The organism is Francisella philomiragia, from assembly GCF_018135955.1.
In the GTDB taxonomy this organism is placed as follows: domain Bacteria; phylum Pseudomonadota; class Gammaproteobacteria; order Francisellales; family Francisellaceae; genus Francisella; species Francisella philomiragia.
The window spans coordinates 178,782-202,155 of record NZ_CP063138.1 but is presented as its reverse complement, the minus strand read 5'-3'; the positions used below and the strand labels follow the sequence as shown (position 1 = coordinate 202,155).

The following is a 23,374-nucleotide window of genomic DNA, read 5'->3' as shown; positions in this document are numbered from 1 at the left end:
TTATGAGCAAAAAACTTTGGCAAACAGAAACAGATAAGCTCTTACCTATAGTTGAAAAATATACTGTAGGTCAGGACTATATACTTGATCAGAAACTATTAAAATACGATCTACAAGCTAGTTTAGCTCATGCAAAAATGCTTTATAAGATGAAAGTCATTACTAAAGATGAACTTAATCTTCTCAAAAAAGGATTACAAGAAATACAAGAGCTCCTATCTAACAATGAATTTAGAATAACTCAAGATCAAGAAGATGGTCATACTGCAATTGAACAGTATTTATGTACGCATTATGGTGAAGTTGGCAAAAAGATACACACAGGTAGAAGTAGAAATGATCAGTCATTAGTGATGCTACGTCTTTTCATGATAGATAAGATTCAATTCTTAGAAAAAACTATTCAAGAGAATATCTACACTCTTCGCTCTAAAGCTAGTAAATTCAAAAACATACCCATGCCTGGCTATACGCACATGCAAAAAGCAATGCCAACTACGGTTGCAACTTGGTTGGGTTCTTTTGCTGATGCGCTAGCAGACACTCTATTATTAATTTCAGCTACTAGCAAAGTTATTAACCAAAACCCCCTAGGATCAGCATCAGGATTTGGTATCAACAACTTCAAACATGATAAAGAGTATACTACCGAACTACTTGGCTTTAATAGAACACAAGACAACCCTATTTATTGCGCATTATCTAGAGGGTATTTTGAAAAACTGACGCTACAAACATTCTCAAACCCTATAAGCATCTACTCAAGATTTGCTAATGATATGATGTTATTTACAATGGCAGAATTTGATTACTTTAGTCTAAACAACTCATATACGACAGGATCTTCAATTATGCCTCAAAAGCGTAATTATGATTTATTTGAAATCATGAGAGGCAATGCAAAACTGTATCAAGGTTACCTCCAACAAATCACGTCTATAATTGATAGTGTCCCTAGTGGTTATAATCGTGACTACCAACTAACAAAACTACCATTCTTTGAAGCTATAACTCTAATCGAAGATACCGCTTTATTATTTAACTCAACAATCAAGGATTTGAATGTTCATATAGATAAGCTAGAGCAAGCGATGACCCCTGACTTGTATGCTACCGAAGAAGTATATAAATTAGTAGAACAAGGTCTGTCTTTCCGTGATGCTTATGTAGCTATCAAACTTAAACTAAATAAATAATTCTAGTATTTTTGCAAAAAATAGATATATTTTTCTGAAAAGCTTATAATTGCGATATCTCAATATCGTTAAAATAACGAAAGCTGAAGTTAGTTTATTTAAGGAAAATTTATGGATAAATCTGATATTTATAACGATTTAAGACAGCTCATTCTTAGCAAAGAATTTTCTTCTCAGAACGATATCTGTGATACTTTGGAGGGCTTAGGCTATAGTGCTAGCCAGTCAAAAGTTAATAGAATGCTCAAAAAAATTGGTGCCGTTAAAGTCAAAAATGAAAAAAGCACTCTAGTATATAAAATACCTAATGAGCCAGCTCCTCCGATAATGACTGATAATATTTCATCATTAGTTATCAAGATTGACGCAAATGAAGCTGTTGTAGTAATAGATACTGCTCCAGGTGCTGCACAATTAGTTGCTAGAACTTTAGACTACAACAAAAATAGCTTTGAAATAATCGGTATAGTAGCTGGAGATGATACAATTTTTGTTGCTCCATCATCAATCAAAAATATTAAAAAACTAAGAACAAACATAGAAAACTTCTTATTTTCAAAGTTTTAGATTTTTTATTATATTTACAGCTTCAATAAGAGTTTCTCTGTCTATAGTTAGTGGTGGCAATAAACGAATAGTATTATTTCTAGTTTTTACAGCAAGTATACCTAGATTTAAAAGCTCTTGATAAAAACTCTCAAAATACTGTGGACATATCTGTAAAGCAATAAATAAGCCTTTTGCTCTTATTTCTTGGATATATTTAGAATTTATTTTTTTTAACTGATCTACAAATAAGCTTCCTAAAACTCCTGCTCTATCAGCTAAAGCCTCTTCATCCAAAATATTAAGAGCCTTATACGCCACAGCAGAAGCCAATGGATTCCCTCCAAAAGTACTACCATGATCGCCAGGGTGTAACACTTCCATAAGATCTTCTTTGCCTAGAAATAGTGAAATAGGTAAAACTCCTCCTCCCAAAGATTTCCCCAATGTCATCCCATCAGGATCTAAACCATAATGCTCTTTAGCAAAATTTTTGCCAGTACGCCCCATACCTGTTTGTATCTCATCTAGAATAAACAACACATTATTCTTTTTGCAAATTTCTTGGCACTTATACAAATACTCCTCATTTGGAATAATCACTCCACCCTCACCTTGGATAGGCTCAATAATTATTGCTGCTGTATTTTTTGTAATAGCTTTTTCAAGGGCATCTAAGTCATCATAAGGTATTGAGATAAAACCTTGAGGCATAGGACCAAACTTATCTTTATACGCATGATTCGATGATGTACCTATTGCCGTTATTGTTCTACCATGAAAGCTATTATCAAAAGTTATTATCTCTACCAAACCATCTCGAATCTGCTTTTTTACATATCCCCACTTTCTAGCTACTTTTATTGCAGTTTCTATAGCTTCAGCACCACTATTCATAGCTATAGCCTTATCCATATTTGTTAGCTCACAAGCTTTTTTTAATAAATTTGCCAACGGCTCATTGTGAAAAAGTCTAGGCACAACTGAAATTTTATTCACTTGTTCAAACAGAGCTGACAAAATTTTAGGGTTATTATGTCCAAAATTTACAGATGAAATACCTGTTGCCATATCAATATATTTTTTACCCAAACCATCATATACGTAAGCATTTTCCCCTTTAACTATATTTATAGGCATGGATGCTACTATATTTGCACCATACTGCTTTGTAATATCAATAACTGCTTTCATATCTTTCTCCCTCACAATAAATGAATAAATAAACGCAAATTAATCTTTATTGTAAATTTTTATTCTTTTTTGGTAAATAATTATTCACAGCAAGTTTTTAAAATGTTACAGTGTTCATCAAATATTATTAGTTGTGGATAAATAATGATTTCGAAAATATGCATAGCTGGAATAAATGGTTACACAGGACAGCTTCTTAAAGAATTAATAAGTAAACACCCAAATTTTGAATTAGCTGGGAGCTTAGGAATATCTAAGCAAGAAAATAAAGAATACACATATTCTTTGGATGAATTAAGTGCTGAAAACTTCGATGTGGATTTTTTATTATTAGCTACACCAGCAGAAATTTCTATTGAGATACTACAAAAACTCTATGAGAAGAATATAAAAACAAAGGTCTTAGATTTGAGCGGAGCTTTTAGACTAGATAAAGGTTTATTAGCATCTTGGTATGGATTATCTCACTCTATTGAAGGCATAGAACAAGGTGCAAAATATGGACTTTCCCCATATGTTAAATTTACTCAGCAAGATACTATAATAGCGAACCCTGGATGCTATGCGACATGTGCATTATTATCACTACTCCCTCTACTAAAGCATAATCTAATAAAACCCAACAATATAATTATAGATGCCAAATCAGGAGTCTCCGGAGCAGGGAAAAAACCAAGACAAGATTTAATGTTCTCAGAGATGCTTAACAACTTTTTTCCATATAAGATTGGTAAACATCAACATATTCCTGAGATTCTAAAAGCTTTAACAGAGTTTGATATTAAAGAAGATGAGCTTTATTTCAACACAAGTATGTTACCGATTCATTCTGGCATTGCGATGACAATTTATGCTAATTTAAATTTAGAAAATACAACTTCAGAAGAGAATATTAATGATTTAGTTAGTGATGCCTATAACAAGGAATATGCTCAGTACCCTTTATTTAAATTTATTTATATTGCAGCAACTACGAACTCAGAAGTATCGTCATTTTTATCAATTAAAAGTGTAGTTGGCACACCCAACACTCATTTAGGATTTTCGATTAAAAATAATAAAATCATAATTTTTTCTTTTATCGATAACTTACTAAAAGGTGCTGTTACTCAAGCGATTGAGAATTTAAACAGTTATTACGGGCTTCCTATAACCACAGGATTATAAAAAAGGAGATAGACATGGAGAGCTTATTTAGAACAAAATTACCAAAAGGATTTTTAGCAAGTGGTGTAAATTGTGGTGTTAGGCTCTATCGTCCAGATCTAGGAGTTATAATTTCAGAAAAAAACTGTAAAGCTGTAGGAGTTTTTACAAAAAACAAATGTAAAGCCGCACCAGTTAAATATTGCATGAATTTATTACCTGCAGATAATATAAAAGCGATCATAACAAATAGTGGTCAAGCTAATGCTGCTACAGGAGAAATAGGCGATAAACATAACCAGCAAGTAGTTGATAGTTTAGCAACAGAACTAAACTGTTCATCTGAGCAAGTCTTGATTGCCTCCACTGGTGTTATTGGTCAGCAAATATCTATTGATAAAATAACATCTGCTATACCAAAACTAATAAACAGCGTATCGAATATTGCCGATAAATTTGCGATCTCAATACTAACGACAGACCTACTACCTAAATCAGTTTACAAAAAAATACAGCTATCCACAGGGGAAATAACTATTACTGGAATTTGCAAAGGCTCTGGAATGATAAACCCAAATATGGCAACAATGCTTGGATACTTTCTAACAGATGCTGATATAGATATTCAGCTAGCTCAAGAAATCCTTAGAGAATCAAGTGACAACAGTTTCAATATGATCTCAGTAGATGGTGATATGTCTACTAATGATTGTGTATTTATGCTGGCAAATGGCGTAAGTGGTATTGAAGTTTCATCTAATGAAGATATAAATATATTCAAAGAAGCATTACATGAAATAGCTGTGATTTTAGCTAAAAGCATTGCTCGTGATGGCGAAGGAGCAACCAAGCTTATTGAAGCAAAAGTTACAGGTCTAAACGATGAAACACTTTCCAAAGAGTTAGCAAAGAAAATAATCTCTAGCTCTCTAGTCAAAACAGCCGTATATGGCGAATCTCCAAATTGGGGAAGAGTTTTAGCAAAAATTGGCGAAGTTGATATAGATGAGCAAACTCTAGAAAGTTGTCAGATATTTATGCAAGGACAAAAGATCTTTGCTAATGGCTTACCTGTTTCAGATGATTTAACAAATCTTAAAAATGCCATGAAAGAAGATACTATAACCATTGATGTTACATTTTCTCAAGGAAACCAACAAGCAATAGCATGGGGCTGTGACCTAACTCAGCAATATGTAAATATAAATGCGGATTATTTATCATGAAAGAATTAGCAAATAAAAGAATCTTAATAAAACTAGGTGGCTCAGTACTTGAAGATGAAAAAGTGATGAAAAACCTATGTATTGATATAAAAAACCTAAAAGAAGCTGGGGCAGAAATAATCATTGTCCACGGTGGTGGTAAATTTATAACCAAGTGTCTAGAAAAGCACAATGTTCAAACAAAATTTCTAGATGGTTTAAGAGTTACTCCAAAAGAACATATGGAGATAATTCAGATGGCTCTATACAGAGTTAACAAAAAGCTCTCGCAAATGTTTAGTAGTATCAATTTAGATGGTATTAGCATATCTGGTGAGGATAGTAACTTAATTACTTGTAGCCTAATCGATAAAGATAAATATGGCTATGTCGGTTTAGTCAAAGATGTTGATCCTACAGTTATTCTAAAAGCTCTACCTCAAGGGCTAATACCTATAGTTGCAACGATTTGTCTTACCGATAAATTTGAGTCAGTAAATGTCAATGCAGATAATGTTGCATCAGAGCTAGCTATTATTTGTGATGTCGATGAGCTTATCTATATAACCGATCAAAATGGTGTACTTGATAATAATGGTAATTTAATCAAAAGCCTATCTGTAAAAGATATTTCAAAACTAATTGAAAATAAAACAGCTGTTGGTGGAATGAGCATCAAACTAGACTCAATAAAAAACTTTTTAAATTGCTCAAAGAAAACCATCAGCATACTAAATGGTAATCAAGAGCAAATTTTAACCAAAAAAATATTATTTAATGCAGAAGAACTAGGAACAACTTGTGTATTTGGAGGAGGAATATGAAAAACTTATCTTTTAATCATCTACTTTCTGGGGCAGAAATAACAACTAAGGATTTTGAAAATATAATTCAAATAGCCCAAGATATGAAAACTAACCCTCAAAAATATAACAATGCCTTAAAAGATAAGATAATTGCACTGATTTTTGATAAACCATCTCTTAGAACTCGTTTTAGTTTTTCTGCTGCTATTATCGAGATGGGTGGTAATCTAATCGAGAGCGTCTCCGCCTCTAGAAAAAATGAACAACCCAAGGATTTTATTAGAGTGATACAAAACTATTGTTCTGCCGTTGTGATTAGAACTTTCGCTGATAGCGATGTTGAGGAAATGGTTTCTTACTCTAAAGTTCCAATTATAAATGCTTTGACAGATTTATATCATCCTTGTCAAACATTAGCAGACTTACTAACTTTAAAAGAAGTTTTTGGTAGTTTAGACTCCCTAAAAATAGCTTATATAGGTGATTCTAACAATATCTTATACAGTTTGTTATTATTAGCTAATACTATCGGGTTAGAAGTACACTACGCTTGTCCAGAAGGTCATAAACCAGATCAAAAGATTTTAGATCAACTTCAAGATCTAAGTATTGTTAAAGGCTTTGATGACCCTAAAGAAGCTGTCAAAGGATGTGATGCTGTATATACTGATGTTTGGTGTAGCATGGGCTTTGAACCAACAGCAGAAGATGCTTTTGTAGGGTTTCAGGTAAATAAAGAGCTAATGTCATATGCAAATGATAATGCCATCTTTATGCATTGTATGCCGATGGAAAGAGGCAAAGAAGTTAGCGAAGATCTTCCCGATGATAAGTGCTCCGTTATTTTCCAACAAAGTTTAAATAGAAAATTTGTACAAAAAGCCCTTTTGTATATGTTATTGGGAAATCCTGTGACATAGTAAAATATCTAATTTAATCTTTTAACTTCAATAATTTTCTAATTTGTAATGCAATCAAAAACCATAATAATGTGGCTAGTATTGATGTAAATTTCAGAGCTAAAATAACAAATGGTAGCGTTATATTATCAGCATTGTTGAATATCCCTGCAAGAGGTAAAATATTATTTATGGAATGATAAAAGACCTTAGCACCATCACTGAATTGGTATTGCAAAATTACAGCATTTACAATCCAAACAAAAAACATAGCTATAAAAGGCTTTAATAAACTAGTCCCACAACCACTTATAAAATCATACAACCGAACCCAAGCTTTTAGACCACAACTTCTAGACTCTTTAGCTTTTGATTTCAGATAGTGTCTATGTAATTGTTGAGCTTCTATATAAGCATTATTACGATTGAAAAACTCTGCAAGGCGACTGTACTCTAATGAGCCAGTATTTTCGACATTTAAAAGATTATCAAAAGACTTTTTGTCGATATTTACTGAGTGTTTTATTGATGTCTTTTCATCAAAATTTGGCATGCTTGTAAATTCACAGTTTTTAAAATCTAATTTTGTAAAATTACAGTTACTTATATTTAATTTTAAAATTCTATCCGAAAGTAGTAAAGAACAACTATGATTATTTAGTTTTAAACTTTTATCTGTGTTAGTAATTCTCATTTGAAAGTTTTCAAATACATTTCCATCAGATGAAATATTACCACTATCATCTACCTTTAGAGTTAAACATTCAATATTAAAACTTAATTTTTCATCTCCCCACCAGTCAATATTATTTTGATAGATTTCACACGGTGCTAACTCAATATCTCTAAATTTAATTCTACTAAAATATGATGGATAATCACTTTTTTGTGAATTAAAAGTAATCTCACTTATCTCTGGTTGAAAAACAATAGGTTCAATATAACAATGTTTGTCTGTATGAATAGTAAAAGATGTATGTAAATCAGTTCTTGATAGTTCAATAAAATAATCATCTGATTCACTAAGTTTAATTCTTGAACTAAAATCACTCCATCTAATATTTCCATTTTCAGAATCAGTAACAGTCAATCTCCATAAGCCACTAAGGTAGATTAATACTTCACCAAGACCATTATTATCAATACTAAGAATATCATTAAAAACTTTAGCTATATTTTTTTTAGTGGCATCAATATGCAGTTGTGATAACCTCTTGTATATATCAACCTTAAATTTTCTAATATCAGCGATAGTATCTATTTCCAATTTACCATATCCATCTTTTAACTGAAATAAATTGCTATAATTACTATCAAAATACATATTTGGATAAATATTTAACTCATAAATATCATCAAGAAGCACTTCTATATCTTGGTCTTCGCTACAAATACTTGGCAAGTCATCCCAACCAAACTTAAAATAATTCACCATAAACACCTAATATATCTGAGCTGATATTATTTATCTCATCAATTTCTTGCTTGGATAATATACTTTTTTTAAACTTCGCTCTCAACCTAGCAATAAATTGATATAGAGAATCGTTTTCTTTCACTTTCGGAAGTCTATTATTTTCTAAAACAAACTCTCTTAGTTCAGCAACCCTCTCGGATTGTGACTTTACTTCCTTTCCTTCTCCAATAACATTAAGAAAAGGTTTAATTAAGGCAATATTGTCTTTAGATAATAGACTTCTATTAATCTGACTTTTTGTATTATTAATCCAATTATATAAAGTTTTATTTTCTTTAGGACTAGGTAATCTTTGATTCGTTTCATAAAATCTTTTAAATTTCTCTAAACTTTCTTCAAAAGAGTTTCTATTTTTTGGTGAATCATCCAAATCATAACCGATATTTTTAAGCTTTATATGATTTTCTTGTGAATACTCAGAATAGTTTTTCAAATTCCCTTTAAACCAGTTTCTTTGATTAGACAACCAAAAACCTAAAGCTTTTTCTTGATCGTCACCAGTATTATATCTTGGCCATCTTTGATTCTCATTATAAAAATTTTCTAAGTCGAATAACCAATCATCAAAACTTTTCTTATCTCTGCGCTCTATCTCTGTATTTAAGAATTCCTCTAGTCCAGCTTCATATAATGCCTGAATTTGCCCATCGTTTAGCTCATTATTTCTATAAGCTAACCTTCTGAGAGTCATCCAAGCATACAGTTTTCTTTCATCCCCAGCTTGTCGAGCTGTAGATGCTGGTAGTCTATTATTTTCCTGTATAAATTGTTTTAATTTTTCTAATCCTTTTTCTAATGAGCCTAAAGATAAATCTTTATATTTCTCTTGCATTCCTAATAGTTTATCAAATTTATTATTCTGTTTACTAGTTAGCTTTTTATTAGAATTTGAATTTATCCAAGCTACAAATTTAGCTTCTTTTTTATTATTTATATCAAGCCATCTATCATGATTCTCTATATAAGCAATTATTTCTTGATATTTCAAATCCCATTTTTCTTGATGAGCATCAAAAATAAACCCTATTGACTGTAATTTTTGCAATCTCTCATCGGATAGCGTTCCATCTCTAAATAGCTTTCTGTTTGCATTTTGCCAAACTGCAAGACTATTTTCTCTTTCAGCTACTTCGTCTCGTTCACCTCTTTTTTGAGTTGGCCACTTATATGGTTGAGGATTTTCTTTCTTCCATTCTACAAGCTCATTAAAATTTTGATTCCATTTATAATCTTGTTTATTAAATACAAAGTTAATACTTTCTAATTTTTTAATTTTACTTCTTTCTAGCTTATTATCTGAAAACCTAGTTCTTTGAATACTAATCCACCCATACAACATTTCATCATCATTTTTAGATGGATAATTATCATTTTTATCTAACCAATCTTTTAATTTTAGAAACATTAAGTCCCAATTATTACTGTTTCTCTCTATTACCTGATCAAATATGTTTCTCTCTAGAACTTTACTCGAAAAATTCTCCAGAGTGACTATATTATTAATCTCAGACATATCGACTTCTAGATGCTTAGAACCTTCTCTCTTTAGGTTTTTTCCATAAGCGATATTATTAATTTCTTCTTGTAGCCTTTCATCTTGGTCACATAATGATTTAACAACTTGTATCAAGTTATTAAACACACTTGCATCAATCTCTTGATTAAGCTCTTCTTTCTTATAATGAAATATTGGTATAACTATATATCCTAGCTTCTTATCTTTATACTTTCTTAAAGCTCTACCACAGGCTTGTACTATATCAATCTTTGAGTTTTTATTATCTGAAAAATAAACGATATCAATAGATGGTACATCCACACCTTCTGTTAAACACCTAGCATTAGAAACTACAGCTTTATTTGCTTTTCTAAAGGAATCTAATAGTTTTGTTTTCTCGATTGCATTGTATTTACTACTTATATGAAAGGACTCTGTTTCATGAAAAAGTTTTGAATGAAAATCTGTAAATGATTTTGCAGATCTAATTCTACTATGAAATGTTATTGCATGATTCAAATTATATTTATTCATGACAAAATCTAAGGCATAGTTGTTTGCAATTTCATCTATACTTAGTTCATTTTCAACAAACCTTCTTTTCTTGATAAATCTATAAATTTCTTCATCAGAAACACCAACTGCTAATATCTTATAATCAACTAATATATTTCTATCTATAGCTTCCTTAAAAGACATTCTATGAATTTCAAAGCCAAATGTTTTAGCATCATCCATATCATATAGATAAATCTCCTCATTAGATTTCGCTCTATTTCTTATAGTGGTACTAGCAACTCGTGGTGTAGCTGTCATATATAATCTCTTTAAAGATGGTATTTTTTTATCCTTATGAACCATTGTAAAATTATTTGTACCAACTCCAGCTGTTCTATGAGCTTCATCACAAATAGTTAAGTCAAACCTAAGCTCCAAATCTTTTATTGCTGTAGCGACTTTGTCTAAAGATTGGTATGTTGAGAAAATAATCTTATTAATATTTCTTCCTAAAAAGAGACTTATATCATTTGGATTTGTAGAAACCTTTACATCAATATCATAAGAATGCGTATTTATATCATCATCAGTATTAATATCTTTATCTGAGCAAACACATAGATAATCAAAATAATCATTAGCTTGAGATTTCCACTCATTTTTAATCTGTTTCAGTAAAGCTAATGATGGAACTAGAACTAATGTAGCTTGACTATTTAAAGCTTCCTTTATCCAAAGAGCTGTAAGAGTTTTGCCGGCACCACATGGCAAAATTAATTGACCTCTATCATGTTTACTAAAGTATTCTTTTGATTTTAAAATAGCATCTTGCTGATGACCTCTAGGACAGAACTTAATATGATTATTTTTAAACCCATTCTCTATATATTTATATACATCTTTAAAAAAGTCAGCTTCTAAATTGAGTAAATCAGCAATGCTAATAAATTGAAACTTATCAGTTCTTGATTTACTTATACTATCTAAACAAGAAGCATTGCTAAAAACTATAAAATAATCTGCTTTTGCCCCATAAGCAAAAAGATTAGCAATCTTGTCTTTGCTCCATGATAAAGAGCTATTTTCATCTTTCCGATATTTACACTGTACCACATAATACTTTCCATTATAGTCTTCTAAAACAAGATCTATTCCGTAGTCTTGACTAGTAATATTAAGATACTCTTGAATATTTAAAGGAACTTCTTTATATAACCAAATATTCTTAAAATCATTACAGAAAGATTTTTCAAGAAGAAAATAATACTTTGTAAATACTTCGAATTTCCTACCTATTTCAGAAAAATCATATTGATAAAAACATTCAAATTCATTCTTAAAAAGCTGCCATGAATTAACATTTTTAAATATAGATGAAACTAATTCTTTATGCATAATATTATAAGTACTAGAAATATCATAATACTTATATATTACAATTGATATTTTAGGAATAGTAGTAAGAATGAGAAAAACTATCTGATATATTTATTTACAAGCTTAACAAAAGACATAGGATCTTCTATTTTAGCGCCTTCAACAAACATTGCCTGAAGAAGTAAAAGCTCAGATAAATCAGCAAATATTTCTGTATCTGCTTCATCTTTTAATTTTTGTACTAAATTATGTTCTGCATTAAGCTCTAAGATAGGCTTCATACCCATACCAGGCATAAATCCTTGACCAGCCTCTTCCATCATCTTCTGCATGTGTAGACTCATACCATAGTCATTTACAACCACACAGCTTGGAGAATCTGTCAAACGCTTAGACAAGCGTACATCTTCAACTTTATCTTTTAGAACTTCTTTAATTTCTTTTAAAACTTTTTCAAAGTCTTTCGCTTCTTTCTCAAATTTCTCTTTGTTCTCTGGAGTCTCAAATTTATCAAGATTGATATCACCTTTAATAATAGACTTCATATGCTTACCATCAAACTCAGTCAAAGTAGACATCATCCATTCATCGATTCTATCTGTCATCAAGATAACTTCAATACCTTTCTTCTTGAATGCTTCAAGTTGCGGATTATTTACAGCAGCCTTATAACTATCTGATGTAATATAGTAGATAGTATCTTGCCCCTCTTTCATGCGAGAGATATAGTCTGCTAAAGAAACTGTTTGCTTAGCATCACCACTTTCAGTAGTCGCAAATCTTAATAAGCCCGCGATCTTTTCTTTGTTTGAGTAATCATCAGAAACACCTTCTTTCAACACCTGACCAAAACTATCCCAGAACTTTTGATATTTTTCTGTATCTTTACTAGCTAGCTTCTTAAGTTCGCTTAGGATTTTAGTCGTTATTGCTTTTTTAATCTTATCAATAACTTTATTATGCTGTAATATCTCACGTGATACATTAAGTGGTAAATCAGCAGAATCAATCACACCCTTAACAAATCTTAAATATGGAGGTAATAATTCCTTATTCTCCATAATAAAGACTCTACGTACATACAGTGATAAACCATAGTCTTTATCTCTGTTCCAGAAATCAAAAGGTTTATTTTGTGGAATATAAAGTAGGCTATTATATTCAAGATTACCTTCAACTTTGTTATGTATCCACATTAAAGCATCTGCAAAGTCATGGGAAATATATTTATAAAATTCCTGATATTCTTCATCAGTCACTTCATCTTTTGATCTTAGCCATATAGCCTTAGTATTATTTACTGTTTCATACTCATCTTTGATAATTTGCTTACCATCTTTATCATGCTCAACTTTCTTCATTTGAATTGGCGTATTGATGCAATCTGAGTATTTATTAACCAAACCTTTTAATAAATGATAATCTAGTAGATCTAACTGATCTTCTTTAATATGAAGAGTTATTTCTGTACCACGCTTCTCTTTTGTAATAGTCTTAACTGTGAAGCCATTTTGAGCATCCGAAATCCACTTAGTAGCTTGAGACTTATCTTGGCCTGCTTTCCTAGTTCTAACTGTAACTTTATCAGCAACGATAAATGATGAATAAAAACCAACACCAAACTGACCTATCAACTCGTTATCTTTACTCTTGTCGCCAGTTAGACTTTCTAAAAACTTCTTCGTTCCAGACTTTGCAATTGTACCAAGGTTTTCAATAACTTCTTCTTCAGTCATACCAATACCATTATCACTAACAGTAATTGTTTTTGCATCTTTATCAAAATCAATTCTAATAGCATAATCAGTATCATCTTCATTCAAAGCAGCATTTGAGATACTTTCATATCTTAGCTTCTCTATAGCATCAGAACTATTAGATACAAGCTCTCTTAAGAATATCTCACGATTTGAATATAATGAATGAATCACAAGATGAAGTAATTTATCAACTTCTGTTTCAAATGTATATTTTTTCTCTGACATTTATATAACCCTCTTTTGTTATACTTTTTCAAATAACTTTATGACAAGTATGTATATGAGAGTTATTACTATTTTTTCAAGATTTTTTAGCATATAAAAAATGCATTTTTAGATAATTATTCTAATTTTTGTTTATTTTTAGTAGCCAATTCTCTTTCTTGACGTATTTCATCAATAAAAGCACCCCCAATCAAACCGCTTGGAATAGCAAAAACTCCAATTCCCAACATAGAAACTATTGCTGCTATTAACCTACCTAAGAGTGTAATTGGATACATATCTCCATAACCTACTGTTGTTAGAGTAATAACACCCCACCACAAAGTATTAGATATAGATGAAAAAACCTGAGGTTGAGCTTCATGCTCAGCATAGAACATCAAGATACAAGATATTATCAATATAACAAAAATTAAGCAGTATGAGACCAATAGCTCTAAATAAATTTTCTTAAAAACATTAATCAATCTATTCATTATCGCTGTATTTTGGAAAATTTTGAATACTCGTAGTAATCTCAAAACTATTAACTCATGAGAATTAATACCAAACAAAGATAATATTAATGGTAGAAATATAGCTATGAAATCAATAACATTATAAAAGCTAAAAATAAAAACTAGCTTTCTACGAGCAATAATTAATCTGATAATATACTCAATAGAGAATATAGCCGAAAATGTTATATTAATGTAATTAAGATAATCAGTATCTCCATAATCGATCTGAGCAATTAGAGTGAAAGAATTTATAACAACAAAAACGATAATTATACTTTGGTAAATTTTTTGTAACATATAACAGCATTTCGAAAACTCTTATATCAAGAGTTTAACAAAATTTTATAATTATTAGTTAAATTTAAAATAGAAATATTTTATTGAGAATGTAAAGTATTGAAAAAATTATTATTCTGCTTCAACAGCTTCTTCAACTTGAGGTCTATCAACCAATTCAATGAAAGCCATAGGAGCTTTATCACCGAATCTATAGCCACACTTAAGAATTCTAGTATAACCACCAGCTCTTTCTGCATAACGAGCACCAAACTCTTCAAAAAGCTTAGTCACAGCTGCTTTGTTTCTTAAGAAATCAAAAGCTTGTCTTCTAAGAGCAACTGATTGCGCTTTAAATTCATTAGAATTTACATCTAATTCATTTCTTAGTTTGAATTCTCTCTTAGCTAATGTTACTAAAGGCTCAACTATTGTTCTTAACTCTTTAGCTTTCGGTAAAGTAGTTTTGATAAGCTCATGGTTAATCAATGATGCTGACATGTTTTTAAACATAGCTTTTCTATGACTACTAGTTCTTCCAAACTTACTACCTTTTTTACGATGTCTCATAGTAATTACTCCTTTATAGTTAATATTATATGATTACTATATATATTTATTTTCCTTCAACTAGTTCTCTAAAATTGTCAATCTGAACACCTAGAGATAAGTTATTGTCTATTAAAATTTGCTTGATCTCATTTAAAGATTTTTTACCTAAATTAGGTATCTTCATAAGTTGTGATTCTGAATACTGTACTAAGTCACCAAGATACTTGATGTTTTCAGCTCTCAAACAATTAGATGATCTAACCGTTAACTCTAGATCATCAATTGGTTTAAGCAATATAGGATCAATATTAGAATCTAACAATGCATCACCTGTTTTACCATTACTAGGTACTCTAAGAGATACAAATACAGATATCTGTTCACAGAAATACTCAAGAGCTTTTGTAACAGCTACTAGTGGCTCGATAGTACCATTTGTTTTCACAAATACTTCTAGAGTTTCATTAGTGCCATTATCAAAGATTTCAAAAGCAACTCTTTTTATTGGATTAAAATCAGAATCTACCGCTATATCTCCTACTTTTTCAAGCTCAGTTGGTAATGCTGAAAGAATTCCTACATTTCTACCTACGCTAACAGTAGCTGTTAAACTAAACTCTCTCTCATTAGTTAGAGTAGCAATAGGTTGATCCTTGTTAATTATTTCAATACCTTGAGTAGTTTTGAAATCACCAGCAGTCACAACGCCAGATTTAGTTACTGATAGTTCTAATTCCACTTTTGATACATTTTTATCAAGTTTTATTGCAACCTTCTTTAAATTAGAAACAATCTCAACAACATCCTCTTTAACATCTTCTAAAGTCGAATATTCATGAAGAACACCATCTATATTAACTTTAATAATAGAAGCACCTGATAATGAAGATAACAAAAATCTTCTAATAGAGTTACCAAGGATATGAGCCATACCTTTTTCTACAGGAGAAACTTGAATTTTATATCCAAAAGCCCCTAACTCTTCTTTAAGCTGTATATTAGGTACAAATTCCTGATTTGAATTATTATTACTCACTAAAAAAATCTCCTTGAAATAAGGCTATATACGAGTCTTTAAAAAATAATAAATTATTACTTAGAGTAAAGCTCGATGATTAATTGTTCATTTATGTCTGCAGATAATTCTGATCTGTCTGGTGAAGACTTCATAGTACCTTCTAAAGAATCAGTATTTACATCAATCCAAGAAAGTTCTTTTCTATGCTTAGCAAGTTCAATAGCGTTCTGAATTCTTAGCTGTTTTTTAGATTTCTCTCTAACTGCGACTACATCACCAGCTTTAACTTGAGCTGATGGCACATTACAAGTATGTCCATTAAGCATAATACCTTTATGAACAACAAGCTGTCTAGCTTCAGCACGTGTAGCAGCAAAGCCCATTCTATAAACAACATTGTCTAGTCTTGATTCTAATATTTCTAGTAAAGTAGCACCAGTGTTACCTTTTCTTCTATTAGCTTCAACATAGTATTTTTTGAATTGACCTTCTAAAACACCATACATACGACGAACTTTTTGCTTTTCTCTTAACTGTAAACCATAGTCAGATAGACGCGCTCTTCTTGCTCCATGTTGACCTGGTGCAGTATTCATTTTACATTTTTCATCGTTAGCTTTTACGCCACTTTTTAAAAATAAGTCTGTACCTTCTCTTCTAGAAAGCTTACATTTTGGTCCTAGATATCTAGCCATTATTAATTTCCCTTTAAAATATTAAACACGACGTTTCTTAGGAGGACGACAACCATTATGAGGTAATGGAGTCACATCTGTTATGCTTGTCACTTTCAAGTTTTTAGCATTTAAAGCTCTAACAGCAGAATCTCTACCTGAACCTGGTCCTTTAACTAAAACATCTACGTTTTTAACACCATATTCAGCTGCGATATCAGCAGCTCTTTCAGCAGCCACTTGAGCAGCAAAAGGTGTACTTTTTCTTGAACCTCTAAAGCCACTACCACCAGAAGTAGCCCAAGATAATGCATTACCTTGTCTATCAGTAATAGTTACTATAGTGTTATTAAAAGATGAGTAAATATGAGCAACTGCATCAGTCACTACTCTTTTTACTTTTTTCTTTGATGATCTAACAGACTTAGCCATATAATCTACCCTTTAATCTTTATAGTTATAATTGTATTACGCCTTAATTGGCTTTCTTGGACCTTTACGAGTACGCGCATTAGTCTTTGTTCTCTGTCCTCTTACAGGAAGGCTACGACGATGTCTTCTACCTCTGAAGCAACCTAAGTCCATAAGTCTTTTTATGTCCATAGAAACTTCACGGCGTAAATCACCTTCCACCGTAAACTTAGCAACTTCTGTTCTTAAAGTTTCAATCTGTTCTTCAGACAAATCTTTAATCTTAACAGTTGGATCTACTTTGCAAGATTGGCAAATTTGTTGCGCTCTTGTTTTACCTATTCCATAAATTGAAGTTAATCCTATCACTGTATGTTTATGAACAGGAATATTAACACCAGCTATACGAGCCATCTACTTCACTCCTAATAATTATTCTTAATTTAGTTGCTATCTGCTGCATTTTGTAACTTGCTAGGATAGCTTTTTAAAAACAAATAATCAAGCTTTATTTAATTTGCTTGATTGACTAACCTTGTCTTTGCTTATGTCTAGGGTCTGTACATATCACACGAACGACTCTGTTACGCTTGATAACTTTACAGTTTCTACACATTTTTTTAACTGAAGCTCTAACTTTCATTATATTTCTCCAAAAATATTTCTCTATTTTCTCTTACCACTAAGATTTGCTTTCTTTAGTAAAGAATCATATTGTGTTGACATCATATGAGATCTAACTTGAGCCATAAAGTCCATCATCACAACCACTACAATTAGCAAAGACGTACCACCAAATGTAAATGATAGTCCTTGAGCAAAGAACTTAACCACAAAAATTGGCAATAAACATATAGCTGTGATATACAACGAACCAACCAAAGTTAGTCTAGTCATAACTGCATCAATATACTTAGCTGTCTGCTCACCAGGTCTCACACCAGAAATGTAAGCACCAGATTTTTTAAGATTATCTGCTGTTTCTTTTGGATTAAAAACCAATGAAGTATAGAAGAAACAAAAGAAAATGATTGTCGCAGCAAATACTACAGTGTATACAATACTACCGGGTTGCAACATTTCTGCAACATCGGCAAACCAACCAAGTGAATTATAGTTAGACAACCAACCAAGCAATACACCAGGCACCATAAGTATAGATGATGCAAAGATCGCTGGAATCACGCCTGCCATATTTAACTTTAATGGCAAATGGCTAGTTTGAGCAGCAAACATTTTTCTACCCTGCTGTCTCTTTGCATAATTTACTGTAATTTTTCTTTGAGCACTCTCCATAAATACTACAAAAGCGATTACTAACAAAAGAAGTATCAATAGAACCCAAACAGATAAGTACGATATTACATGCTGGTTAGCTTGTGATAGCGTATTAGAGATCTCAAATGGCAAGTTTGCAACGATACCAGAAAAGATTAGTAGTGATATACCATTACCTACACCTCTTTCTGTAATTTGCTCACCTAACCACATTAAGAACATGCTACCCGTAGTTACAGAAACAATTGTGGTCAAATAAAATAATCCCATATTGTTTGTAGTAACTAAACCATCCTGATGCAATACAAACGCAACAATACCAAATGATTGTACTATAGCCAAAGCAAGTGTTAAGTATCTTGTATATTGAGTTATTTTCTTTTGACCAGACTCACCTTCTTTTTTTAGCTCTATAAACTTAGGATATACAGCAGAAAGCATCTGAAAAATAATAGATGCCGAAATATAAGGCATCACACCCAATGCAAAGATACTCATTTGAGTAAGAGCGCCACCAGAGAACATATTAAACATACTCATCAAGCCACCTGTTGATGAATGTTGATTTGATATAATCTCAACTAATTTAGTAGGATCAATATTTGGTATAGGAATATAAACTCCTAATCTAAACACCAATATAGCTATGACTACGAAGATTAGTCTTGATTTTAATTCGCCTGTTGTACCAGAAGCACTATTATACTTTGACATATCTTAAATCTTACTCTACCTTACCACCAGCTTTTTCAATAGCTTCTTTAGCACCTTTTGTGCAAGCTATACCCTTAAGGCTAACAGCTTTTTGGATTTCTCCACTAGCTATTATTTTTACTGATTTGATATCTTTTCTTATAAGACCAGAATCTTTTAAAGTATCTACTGTTACTTCTTCAAGAGCTAAACTATTCAATTCATGCAACCTGATTTCAGCAACATATCTTTTTGACGCAGAAGTAAAACCAAATTTTGGTAATCTTCTTTGTATAGGCATCTGTCCGCCTTCAAAACCTACTTTATGATAGCCACCTGAACGTGCTTTTTGACCTTTATGACCTTTACCAGAAGTTTTACCTAAGCCACTTCCAATACCACGCCCTAGTCTTTTAGGAGCACTTTTAGAGCCAGCAGCAGGAGCAATTGTATTTAATTTCATCTTATACTACCCCTCTATCTTAACCATATAATATATTTTGTTTGCCATACCACGATTCTCTGGAGTATCTAATACTTCAACAGTATGGTTTATTTTTCTTAGTCCTAAACCTCTAGCTGATGCTATATGGTTTTCTTTACGACCAATTAAGCTTTTTGTTAAAGTAACTTTAAAAGTTTTAGCTTGAGTCATTTCTAATTACCCCTGAACCTCTTCAACAGATAGACCTCTTTTCTCAGCGATCTCTTCTGGTGATTTAATTTTTGCCAAACCTGCAATTGTTGCTCTTACAACATTAGCTGGATTAGTTGAGCCATAAGTTTTTGCTAAAACGTTGTGTACACCAACAGCTTCAAAAACCGAACGCATAGCACCACCAGCAATAATACCAGTACCAGCAGAAGCTGGCTGCATAAATACTTTAGAAGCACCATGATTAGACATTACAGGGTACCATAACGTATCATTATTTAAGTTAACTGATACCATGTTCTTTTTAGCGTTTTCCATAGCTTTTTGGATAGCAGCAGGCACTTCTCTTGATTTACCTCTACCAACACCAATTCTACCTTTACCATCACCTACAACAGTTAAAGCGGCAAAGCTCATAATTCTACCACCTTTAACTGTCTTTGAGTGTCTCTTAACACTAACTAACTTCTCAATCAGCTCTTCGTTTTTTTTCACTTCATTAGACATAATGAATAATCATCCATATTTTATTTATTAAAACTGAAGACCATGCTCTCTAGCAGCTTCTGCTAAAGCTTTAACACGTCCATGATACTTATATCCAGATCTATCAAAAGCAACCTGTGAAATACCCTTTTCCTTACATCTGTTAGCAATAATCTCACCAACAATTGCAGCAGAATTAACATTCCCTGTATATTTACATTTAGCTTTCACATCTTTCTCTACAGTAGATGCAGCAGCTAATACAGTAGAGCCATCACCAGATATAACCTGAGCATATACATGTCTAGGCGTTCTATAGACACACAGTCTAGTATGACCAAGCTCTTTTAGTTTAATTCTAGTACGCTTACTACGACTTAAACGAGCAGTTTTTTTATCCATAATAATACTATCCCTTACCTAACTACTTCTTCTTAGCTTCTTTTTTCGCTACATACTCATCTTCATAGCGAACTCCTTTGCCCTTATATGGCTCAGGTTTTCTATATTCTCTAATTTCAGAAGCTACTTTACCTAAAACTTCTTTATCTGCTCCTTTTAGAATAATTTCTGTAGGGGCTGGAGTTTCAGCTGTTATACCCTGAGGTAATTTGTAAACTACTGGGTGTGAAAAACCTAATGTAAGATTTAGTTCACTACCTTGAGCTTTAGCACGGTAACCAACACCAATAATTTTAAGCTTTCTTTCAAACCCTTTGCTTACACCCTCAACCATATTGTTAAGTATTGCTCTTGCAGTACCAGATTGAGCAATAGCATTTTTGCTATTATTTTTAGGTGTTACAGTTGCAACTCCATCTTCAATATTGAAAGTTACATCTGCAGAAAAAGTCTTATTTAAAGTTGCTTTAGTGCTTTTAACTTCAACCTGATTTCCAGCAGCAACATTTATCGTAACACCACTTGGGATAGCAACAGGTTTTTTACCTATTCTTGACATATCAAATCTCCTTGCTAACTTAAGCTACGTAGCCGATAATTTCGCCACCAACACCAAGATCTCTCGCTTTTCTATCACTCACTAAACCCTTAGATGTAGAAATGATAGCAACGCCAAAACCACCATATACTTTTGGTAGCTCTTCATGAGATTTATAAATTCTCAAACTTGGTCTAGAAACTCTTTTTATCATTTCAATCACAGGAGCGCCAGCATGATACTTAAGCTCAATCTCAATTGAAGGATGACCAGCTAAAGTTGTACCTTTAGAACAACCCTTAATATAACCTTCGTTAACTAAAAAGTTCGCGATTTCCATTTTCATTTTAGAGAATGGTACAGAAACAACTTCTTTCTCTGCAGAAAGACCGTTTCTAATTCTTGTAAACATATCCGCGATTGGATCTTGCATACTCATAACTTAAATTCCTTATTACCAACTAGCTTTTTTCAAACCAGGAACATCACCTGCCATTGCATACTCTCTAAGCTTATTACGGCATAAGCCAAACTTTCTGTATACAGCATGTGGTCTACCTGTAACCTTACATCTTCTTTGAACTCTAGAAGCTGAAGAATTTACCGGTAACTTTTGCAGTTTAATTTGAGCTTCCCATACTTGTTCTTCAGTAGAATTTATATCAAGAATAATAGCTTTAAGCTCAGCTCTTTTTTGAGCATATTTAGCTACTAGTTTCTCTCTCTTTAATTCTCTCTGAATCATTGATTTTTTTGCCATTTAAAACCCCAATTTAAATTAAGACTTAAAAGGAAAACCAAATGCTTTAAGCAAAGCTCTTCCTTGATCATCATTTTTAGCTGTAGTAGTTATCGAAATATCTAAACCTCTGATAGAGTCAATTTTGTCATAATCAATTTCTGGAAAAGAGATCTGCTCTTTCATACCTAGACTATAATTACCTCTTCCATCAAAAGATTTAGCACTTAAACCCCTAAAATCTCTAATTCTAGGAATAGCAATTGTTATAAGTCTATCTAAAAATTCATACATACGCTCACCACGCAGTGTAACTTTAGCACCTATAGGCCATCCGTCACGAATTTTGAAACCAGCAATTGATTTCTTAGACATAGTAACAACTGGTTTTTGACCAGCAATAGCTGTCAAATCATTTAACGCAAAAGTCATTATTTTCTTATCTTTTGCCGCATCACCAACACCCATATTAAGAGTTATCTTCTTAATAGCAGGCACTTCCATTATATTATCTAGATTTAGCTCAGACTTTAATTTAGCTACAACCTCATTTTGATAATAATCTTTTAATCTTGCCATAAAAACTTAGTCCTATAAGTCTACAAGCTCGCCATTAGATTTAAAATAGCGAACCTTTTTCTCATCAACAAACTTATAACCCACTCTATCTGCTTTCTCAGTAGCAGGGTTAAAGATAGCAACGTTAGAAGCATCAACAGGAAGTTCTTTTTCAACAACCCCACCTTCTACACCTCTGTTAGGATTAGGCTTAACATGTTTTTTAACAATATTAATACCTTCCACTAAAACTAAAGAACCGCCTTTAGCGAATGACTTAACAACGCCTCTACGACCCTTGTCTTTACCAGCAATAACTATTACATCATCGCCTTTTTTTAATCTATTCATTATCTACACCTCAATAAATATGACTATAGTACTTCTGGTGCTAAAGATACGATCTTCATGAACTTTTCTGTACGCAATTCTCTAGTAACAGGACCAAAGATACGAGTTCCGATAGGCTGACCATTATTGTTTAGAAGCACAGCTGCATTATCATCAAATCTGACCTTAGAACCATCTTTTCTACGCACACCTTTAGCAGTTCTCACAACAACAGCATTATATACAGATCCTTTTTTAGCTTTACCTCTTGGAGCAGCTTCTTTCACAGTAACTTTTATAACATCTCCTACAGATGCATATCTACGGTGCGAACCACCCAAAACTTTAATACATTCAACTCTCTTAGCGCCACTATTATCAGCAACTTGAAGTTCTGTTTGCATTTGAATCATACAAATAACCCTTAATTATTATTA

At 32.1% G+C, this 23,374-nt stretch carries 28 protein-coding genes; 6 read left to right on the top strand and 22 right to left on the bottom strand.

The window, feature by feature from the left end:
• Positions 1–2 precede the first annotated feature (2 nt).
• Together argH and IMS64_RS01065 are read left to right on the top strand one after the other, a co-directional pair.
• Entirely contained in the window at positions 3–1,196 is a 1,194-nt protein-coding gene (argH, locus tag IMS64_RS01070) for an argininosuccinate lyase (protein WP_211490647.1), read from the top strand.
• 111 nt (positions 1,197–1,307) lie between these two features.
• A complete protein-coding gene (locus IMS64_RS01065) occupies positions 1,308–1,763 on the top strand; it encodes an arginine repressor (protein ID WP_200151433.1) in 456 nt (151 codons plus the stop codon).
• On the opposite strand, the gene rocD is transcribed toward IMS64_RS01065, so the two are convergent.
• Positions 1,752–2,936, bottom strand: a complete 1,185-nt coding sequence (gene rocD, locus IMS64_RS01060; protein ID WP_211490646.1) for an ornithine--oxo-acid transaminase — start codon at positions 2,934–2,936, stop codon at positions 1,752–1,754. The two genes, IMS64_RS01065 and rocD, sit on opposite strands and share 12 nt — an antisense overlap.
• Positions 2,937–3,080: 144 nt before the next feature.
• Here rocD and argC point away from each other — a divergent pair, with 144 nt between their 5' ends.
• Genes argC through argF form a run of 4 tightly spaced genes read left to right on the top strand, consistent with a single transcriptional unit; the run spans position 3,081 to position 7,013 of the window.
• Entirely contained in the window at positions 3,081–4,103 is a 1,023-nt protein-coding gene (gene argC / locus IMS64_RS01055) for an N-acetyl-gamma-glutamyl-phosphate reductase (protein WP_211490645.1), read from the top strand.
• Positions 4,104–4,117: 14 nt separating this feature from the next.
• Complete coding sequence (gene argJ, locus IMS64_RS01050) at positions 4,118–5,308, top strand: bifunctional glutamate N-acetyltransferase/amino-acid acetyltransferase ArgJ (protein WP_211490644.1); 1,191 nt, start codon at positions 4,118–4,120, stop codon at positions 5,306–5,308.
• A complete protein-coding gene (gene argB / locus IMS64_RS01045; RefSeq protein ID WP_211490643.1) occupies positions 5,305–6,111 on the top strand; it encodes an acetylglutamate kinase in 807 nt (268 codons plus the stop codon). Before argJ ends, argB begins: the two co-directional genes overlap by 4 nt.
• The gene (gene argF / locus IMS64_RS01040) at positions 6,108–7,013 is read left to right on the top strand and encodes an ornithine carbamoyltransferase (RefSeq protein ID WP_211490642.1); all 906 of its coding nucleotides are present in this window, start codon (positions 6,108–6,110) and stop codon (positions 7,011–7,013) included. The genes argB and argF overlap by 4 nt, the downstream gene beginning before the upstream one ends.
• A 13-nt stretch (positions 7,014–7,026) precedes the next feature.
• Here the strand turns inward: argF and IMS64_RS01035 are convergent, their stop codons facing one another.
• The 21 genes from IMS64_RS01035 to rplN form a co-directional block, all read right to left on the bottom strand.
• Positions 7,027–8,427, bottom strand: a complete 1,401-nt coding sequence (locus tag IMS64_RS01035; RefSeq protein ID WP_211490641.1) for a hypothetical protein — start codon at positions 8,425–8,427, stop codon at positions 7,027–7,029.
• Positions 8,411–11,860 (bottom strand): DEAD/DEAH box helicase, encoded by a 3,450-nt coding sequence (locus tag IMS64_RS01030; protein WP_211490640.1) that lies wholly within the window; start codon positions 11,858–11,860, stop codon positions 8,411–8,413. Before IMS64_RS01030 ends, IMS64_RS01035 begins: the two co-directional genes overlap by 17 nt.
• 80 nt (positions 11,861–11,940) lie before the next feature.
• A complete protein-coding gene (gene htpG, locus IMS64_RS01025) occupies positions 11,941–13,827 on the bottom strand; it encodes a molecular chaperone HtpG (RefSeq protein WP_211490639.1) in 1,887 nt (628 codons plus the stop codon).
• Positions 13,828–13,943: 116 nt separating this feature from the next.
• Positions 13,944–14,624, bottom strand: a complete 681-nt coding sequence (locus IMS64_RS01020; protein WP_211490638.1) for an ion transporter — start codon at positions 14,622–14,624, stop codon at positions 13,944–13,946.
• 111 nt (positions 14,625–14,735) lie between these two features.
• Entirely contained in the window at positions 14,736–15,173 is a 438-nt protein-coding gene (gene rplQ / locus IMS64_RS01015; RefSeq protein WP_004286592.1) for a 50S ribosomal protein L17, read from the bottom strand.
• Positions 15,174–15,219: 46 nt separating this feature from the next.
• Positions 15,220–16,191 (bottom strand): DNA-directed RNA polymerase subunit alpha, encoded by a 972-nt coding sequence (locus tag IMS64_RS01010; protein ID WP_035737605.1) that lies wholly within the window; start codon positions 16,189–16,191, stop codon positions 15,220–15,222.
• A 56-nt stretch (positions 16,192–16,247) separates the two neighbouring features.
• On the bottom strand, positions 16,248–16,868 hold the full coding sequence (gene rpsD / locus IMS64_RS01005) for a 30S ribosomal protein S4 (RefSeq protein WP_004286594.1): 621 nt from the start codon (positions 16,866–16,868) through the stop codon (positions 16,248–16,250).
• 21 nt (positions 16,869–16,889) lie between these two features.
• Positions 16,890–17,279: a 30S ribosomal protein S11 gene (gene rpsK, locus IMS64_RS01000; RefSeq protein ID WP_004286595.1), complete on the bottom strand. Its 390-nt coding sequence runs from the start codon at positions 17,277–17,279 to the stop codon at positions 16,890–16,892.
• A 36-nt stretch (positions 17,280–17,315) separates the two neighbouring features.
• Positions 17,316–17,672, bottom strand: coding sequence for a 30S ribosomal protein S13 (rpsM, locus tag IMS64_RS00995; protein ID WP_004286596.1), 357 nt, complete (start codon positions 17,670–17,672; stop codon positions 17,316–17,318).
• Positions 17,673–17,787: 115 nt separating this feature from the next.
• The gene (gene rpmJ, locus IMS64_RS00990) at positions 17,788–17,901 is read right to left on the bottom strand and encodes a 50S ribosomal protein L36 (RefSeq protein WP_003017816.1); all 114 of its coding nucleotides are present in this window, start codon (positions 17,899–17,901) and stop codon (positions 17,788–17,790) included.
• A gap of 23 nt (positions 17,902–17,924) precedes the next feature.
• The gene (secY, locus tag IMS64_RS00985) at positions 17,925–19,250 is read right to left on the bottom strand and encodes a preprotein translocase subunit SecY (RefSeq protein WP_004286597.1); all 1,326 of its coding nucleotides are present in this window, start codon (positions 19,248–19,250) and stop codon (positions 17,925–17,927) included.
• 10 nt (positions 19,251–19,260) lie between these two features.
• Positions 19,261–19,692, bottom strand: a complete 432-nt coding sequence (rplO, locus tag IMS64_RS00980; protein ID WP_004286598.1) for a 50S ribosomal protein L15 — start codon at positions 19,690–19,692, stop codon at positions 19,261–19,263.
• Between the two features lie 6 nt (positions 19,693–19,698).
• Entirely contained in the window at positions 19,699–19,884 is a 186-nt protein-coding gene (gene rpmD / locus IMS64_RS00975; RefSeq protein WP_004286599.1) for a 50S ribosomal protein L30, read from the bottom strand.
• Positions 19,885–19,890: 6 nt separating this feature from the next.
• On the bottom strand, positions 19,891–20,391 hold the full coding sequence (rpsE, locus tag IMS64_RS00970) for a 30S ribosomal protein S5 (protein WP_004286600.1): 501 nt from the start codon (positions 20,389–20,391) through the stop codon (positions 19,891–19,893).
• A gap of 27 nt (positions 20,392–20,418) precedes the next feature.
• Complete coding sequence (gene rplR, locus IMS64_RS00965) at positions 20,419–20,772, bottom strand: 50S ribosomal protein L18 (protein WP_044525525.1); 354 nt, start codon at positions 20,770–20,772, stop codon at positions 20,419–20,421.
• Positions 20,773–20,794: 22 nt separating this feature from the next.
• Entirely contained in the window at positions 20,795–21,331 is a 537-nt protein-coding gene (rplF, locus tag IMS64_RS00960) for a 50S ribosomal protein L6 (RefSeq protein ID WP_211490637.1), read from the bottom strand.
• 19 nt (positions 21,332–21,350) lie between these two features.
• Entirely contained in the window at positions 21,351–21,749 is a 399-nt protein-coding gene (gene rpsH, locus IMS64_RS00955) for a 30S ribosomal protein S8 (protein ID WP_004286603.1), read from the bottom strand.
• 15 nt (positions 21,750–21,764) lie between these two features.
• Positions 21,765–22,070 (bottom strand): 30S ribosomal protein S14, encoded by a 306-nt coding sequence (gene rpsN / locus IMS64_RS00950; protein ID WP_004286604.1) that lies wholly within the window; start codon positions 22,068–22,070, stop codon positions 21,765–21,767.
• An 18-nt stretch (positions 22,071–22,088) separates the two neighbouring features.
• Positions 22,089–22,628, bottom strand: a complete 540-nt coding sequence (gene rplE / locus IMS64_RS00945; RefSeq protein ID WP_004286605.1) for a 50S ribosomal protein L5 — start codon at positions 22,626–22,628, stop codon at positions 22,089–22,091.
• Between the two features lie 12 nt (positions 22,629–22,640).
• Positions 22,641–22,958 (bottom strand): 50S ribosomal protein L24, encoded by a 318-nt coding sequence (rplX, locus tag IMS64_RS00940; RefSeq protein ID WP_004286606.1) that lies wholly within the window; start codon positions 22,956–22,958, stop codon positions 22,641–22,643.
• A gap of 23 nt (positions 22,959–22,981) precedes the next feature.
• On the bottom strand, positions 22,982–23,350 hold the full coding sequence (rplN, locus tag IMS64_RS00935) for a 50S ribosomal protein L14 (protein WP_004286607.1): 369 nt from the start codon (positions 23,348–23,350) through the stop codon (positions 22,982–22,984).
• Positions 23,351–23,374 lie beyond the last annotated feature (24 nt).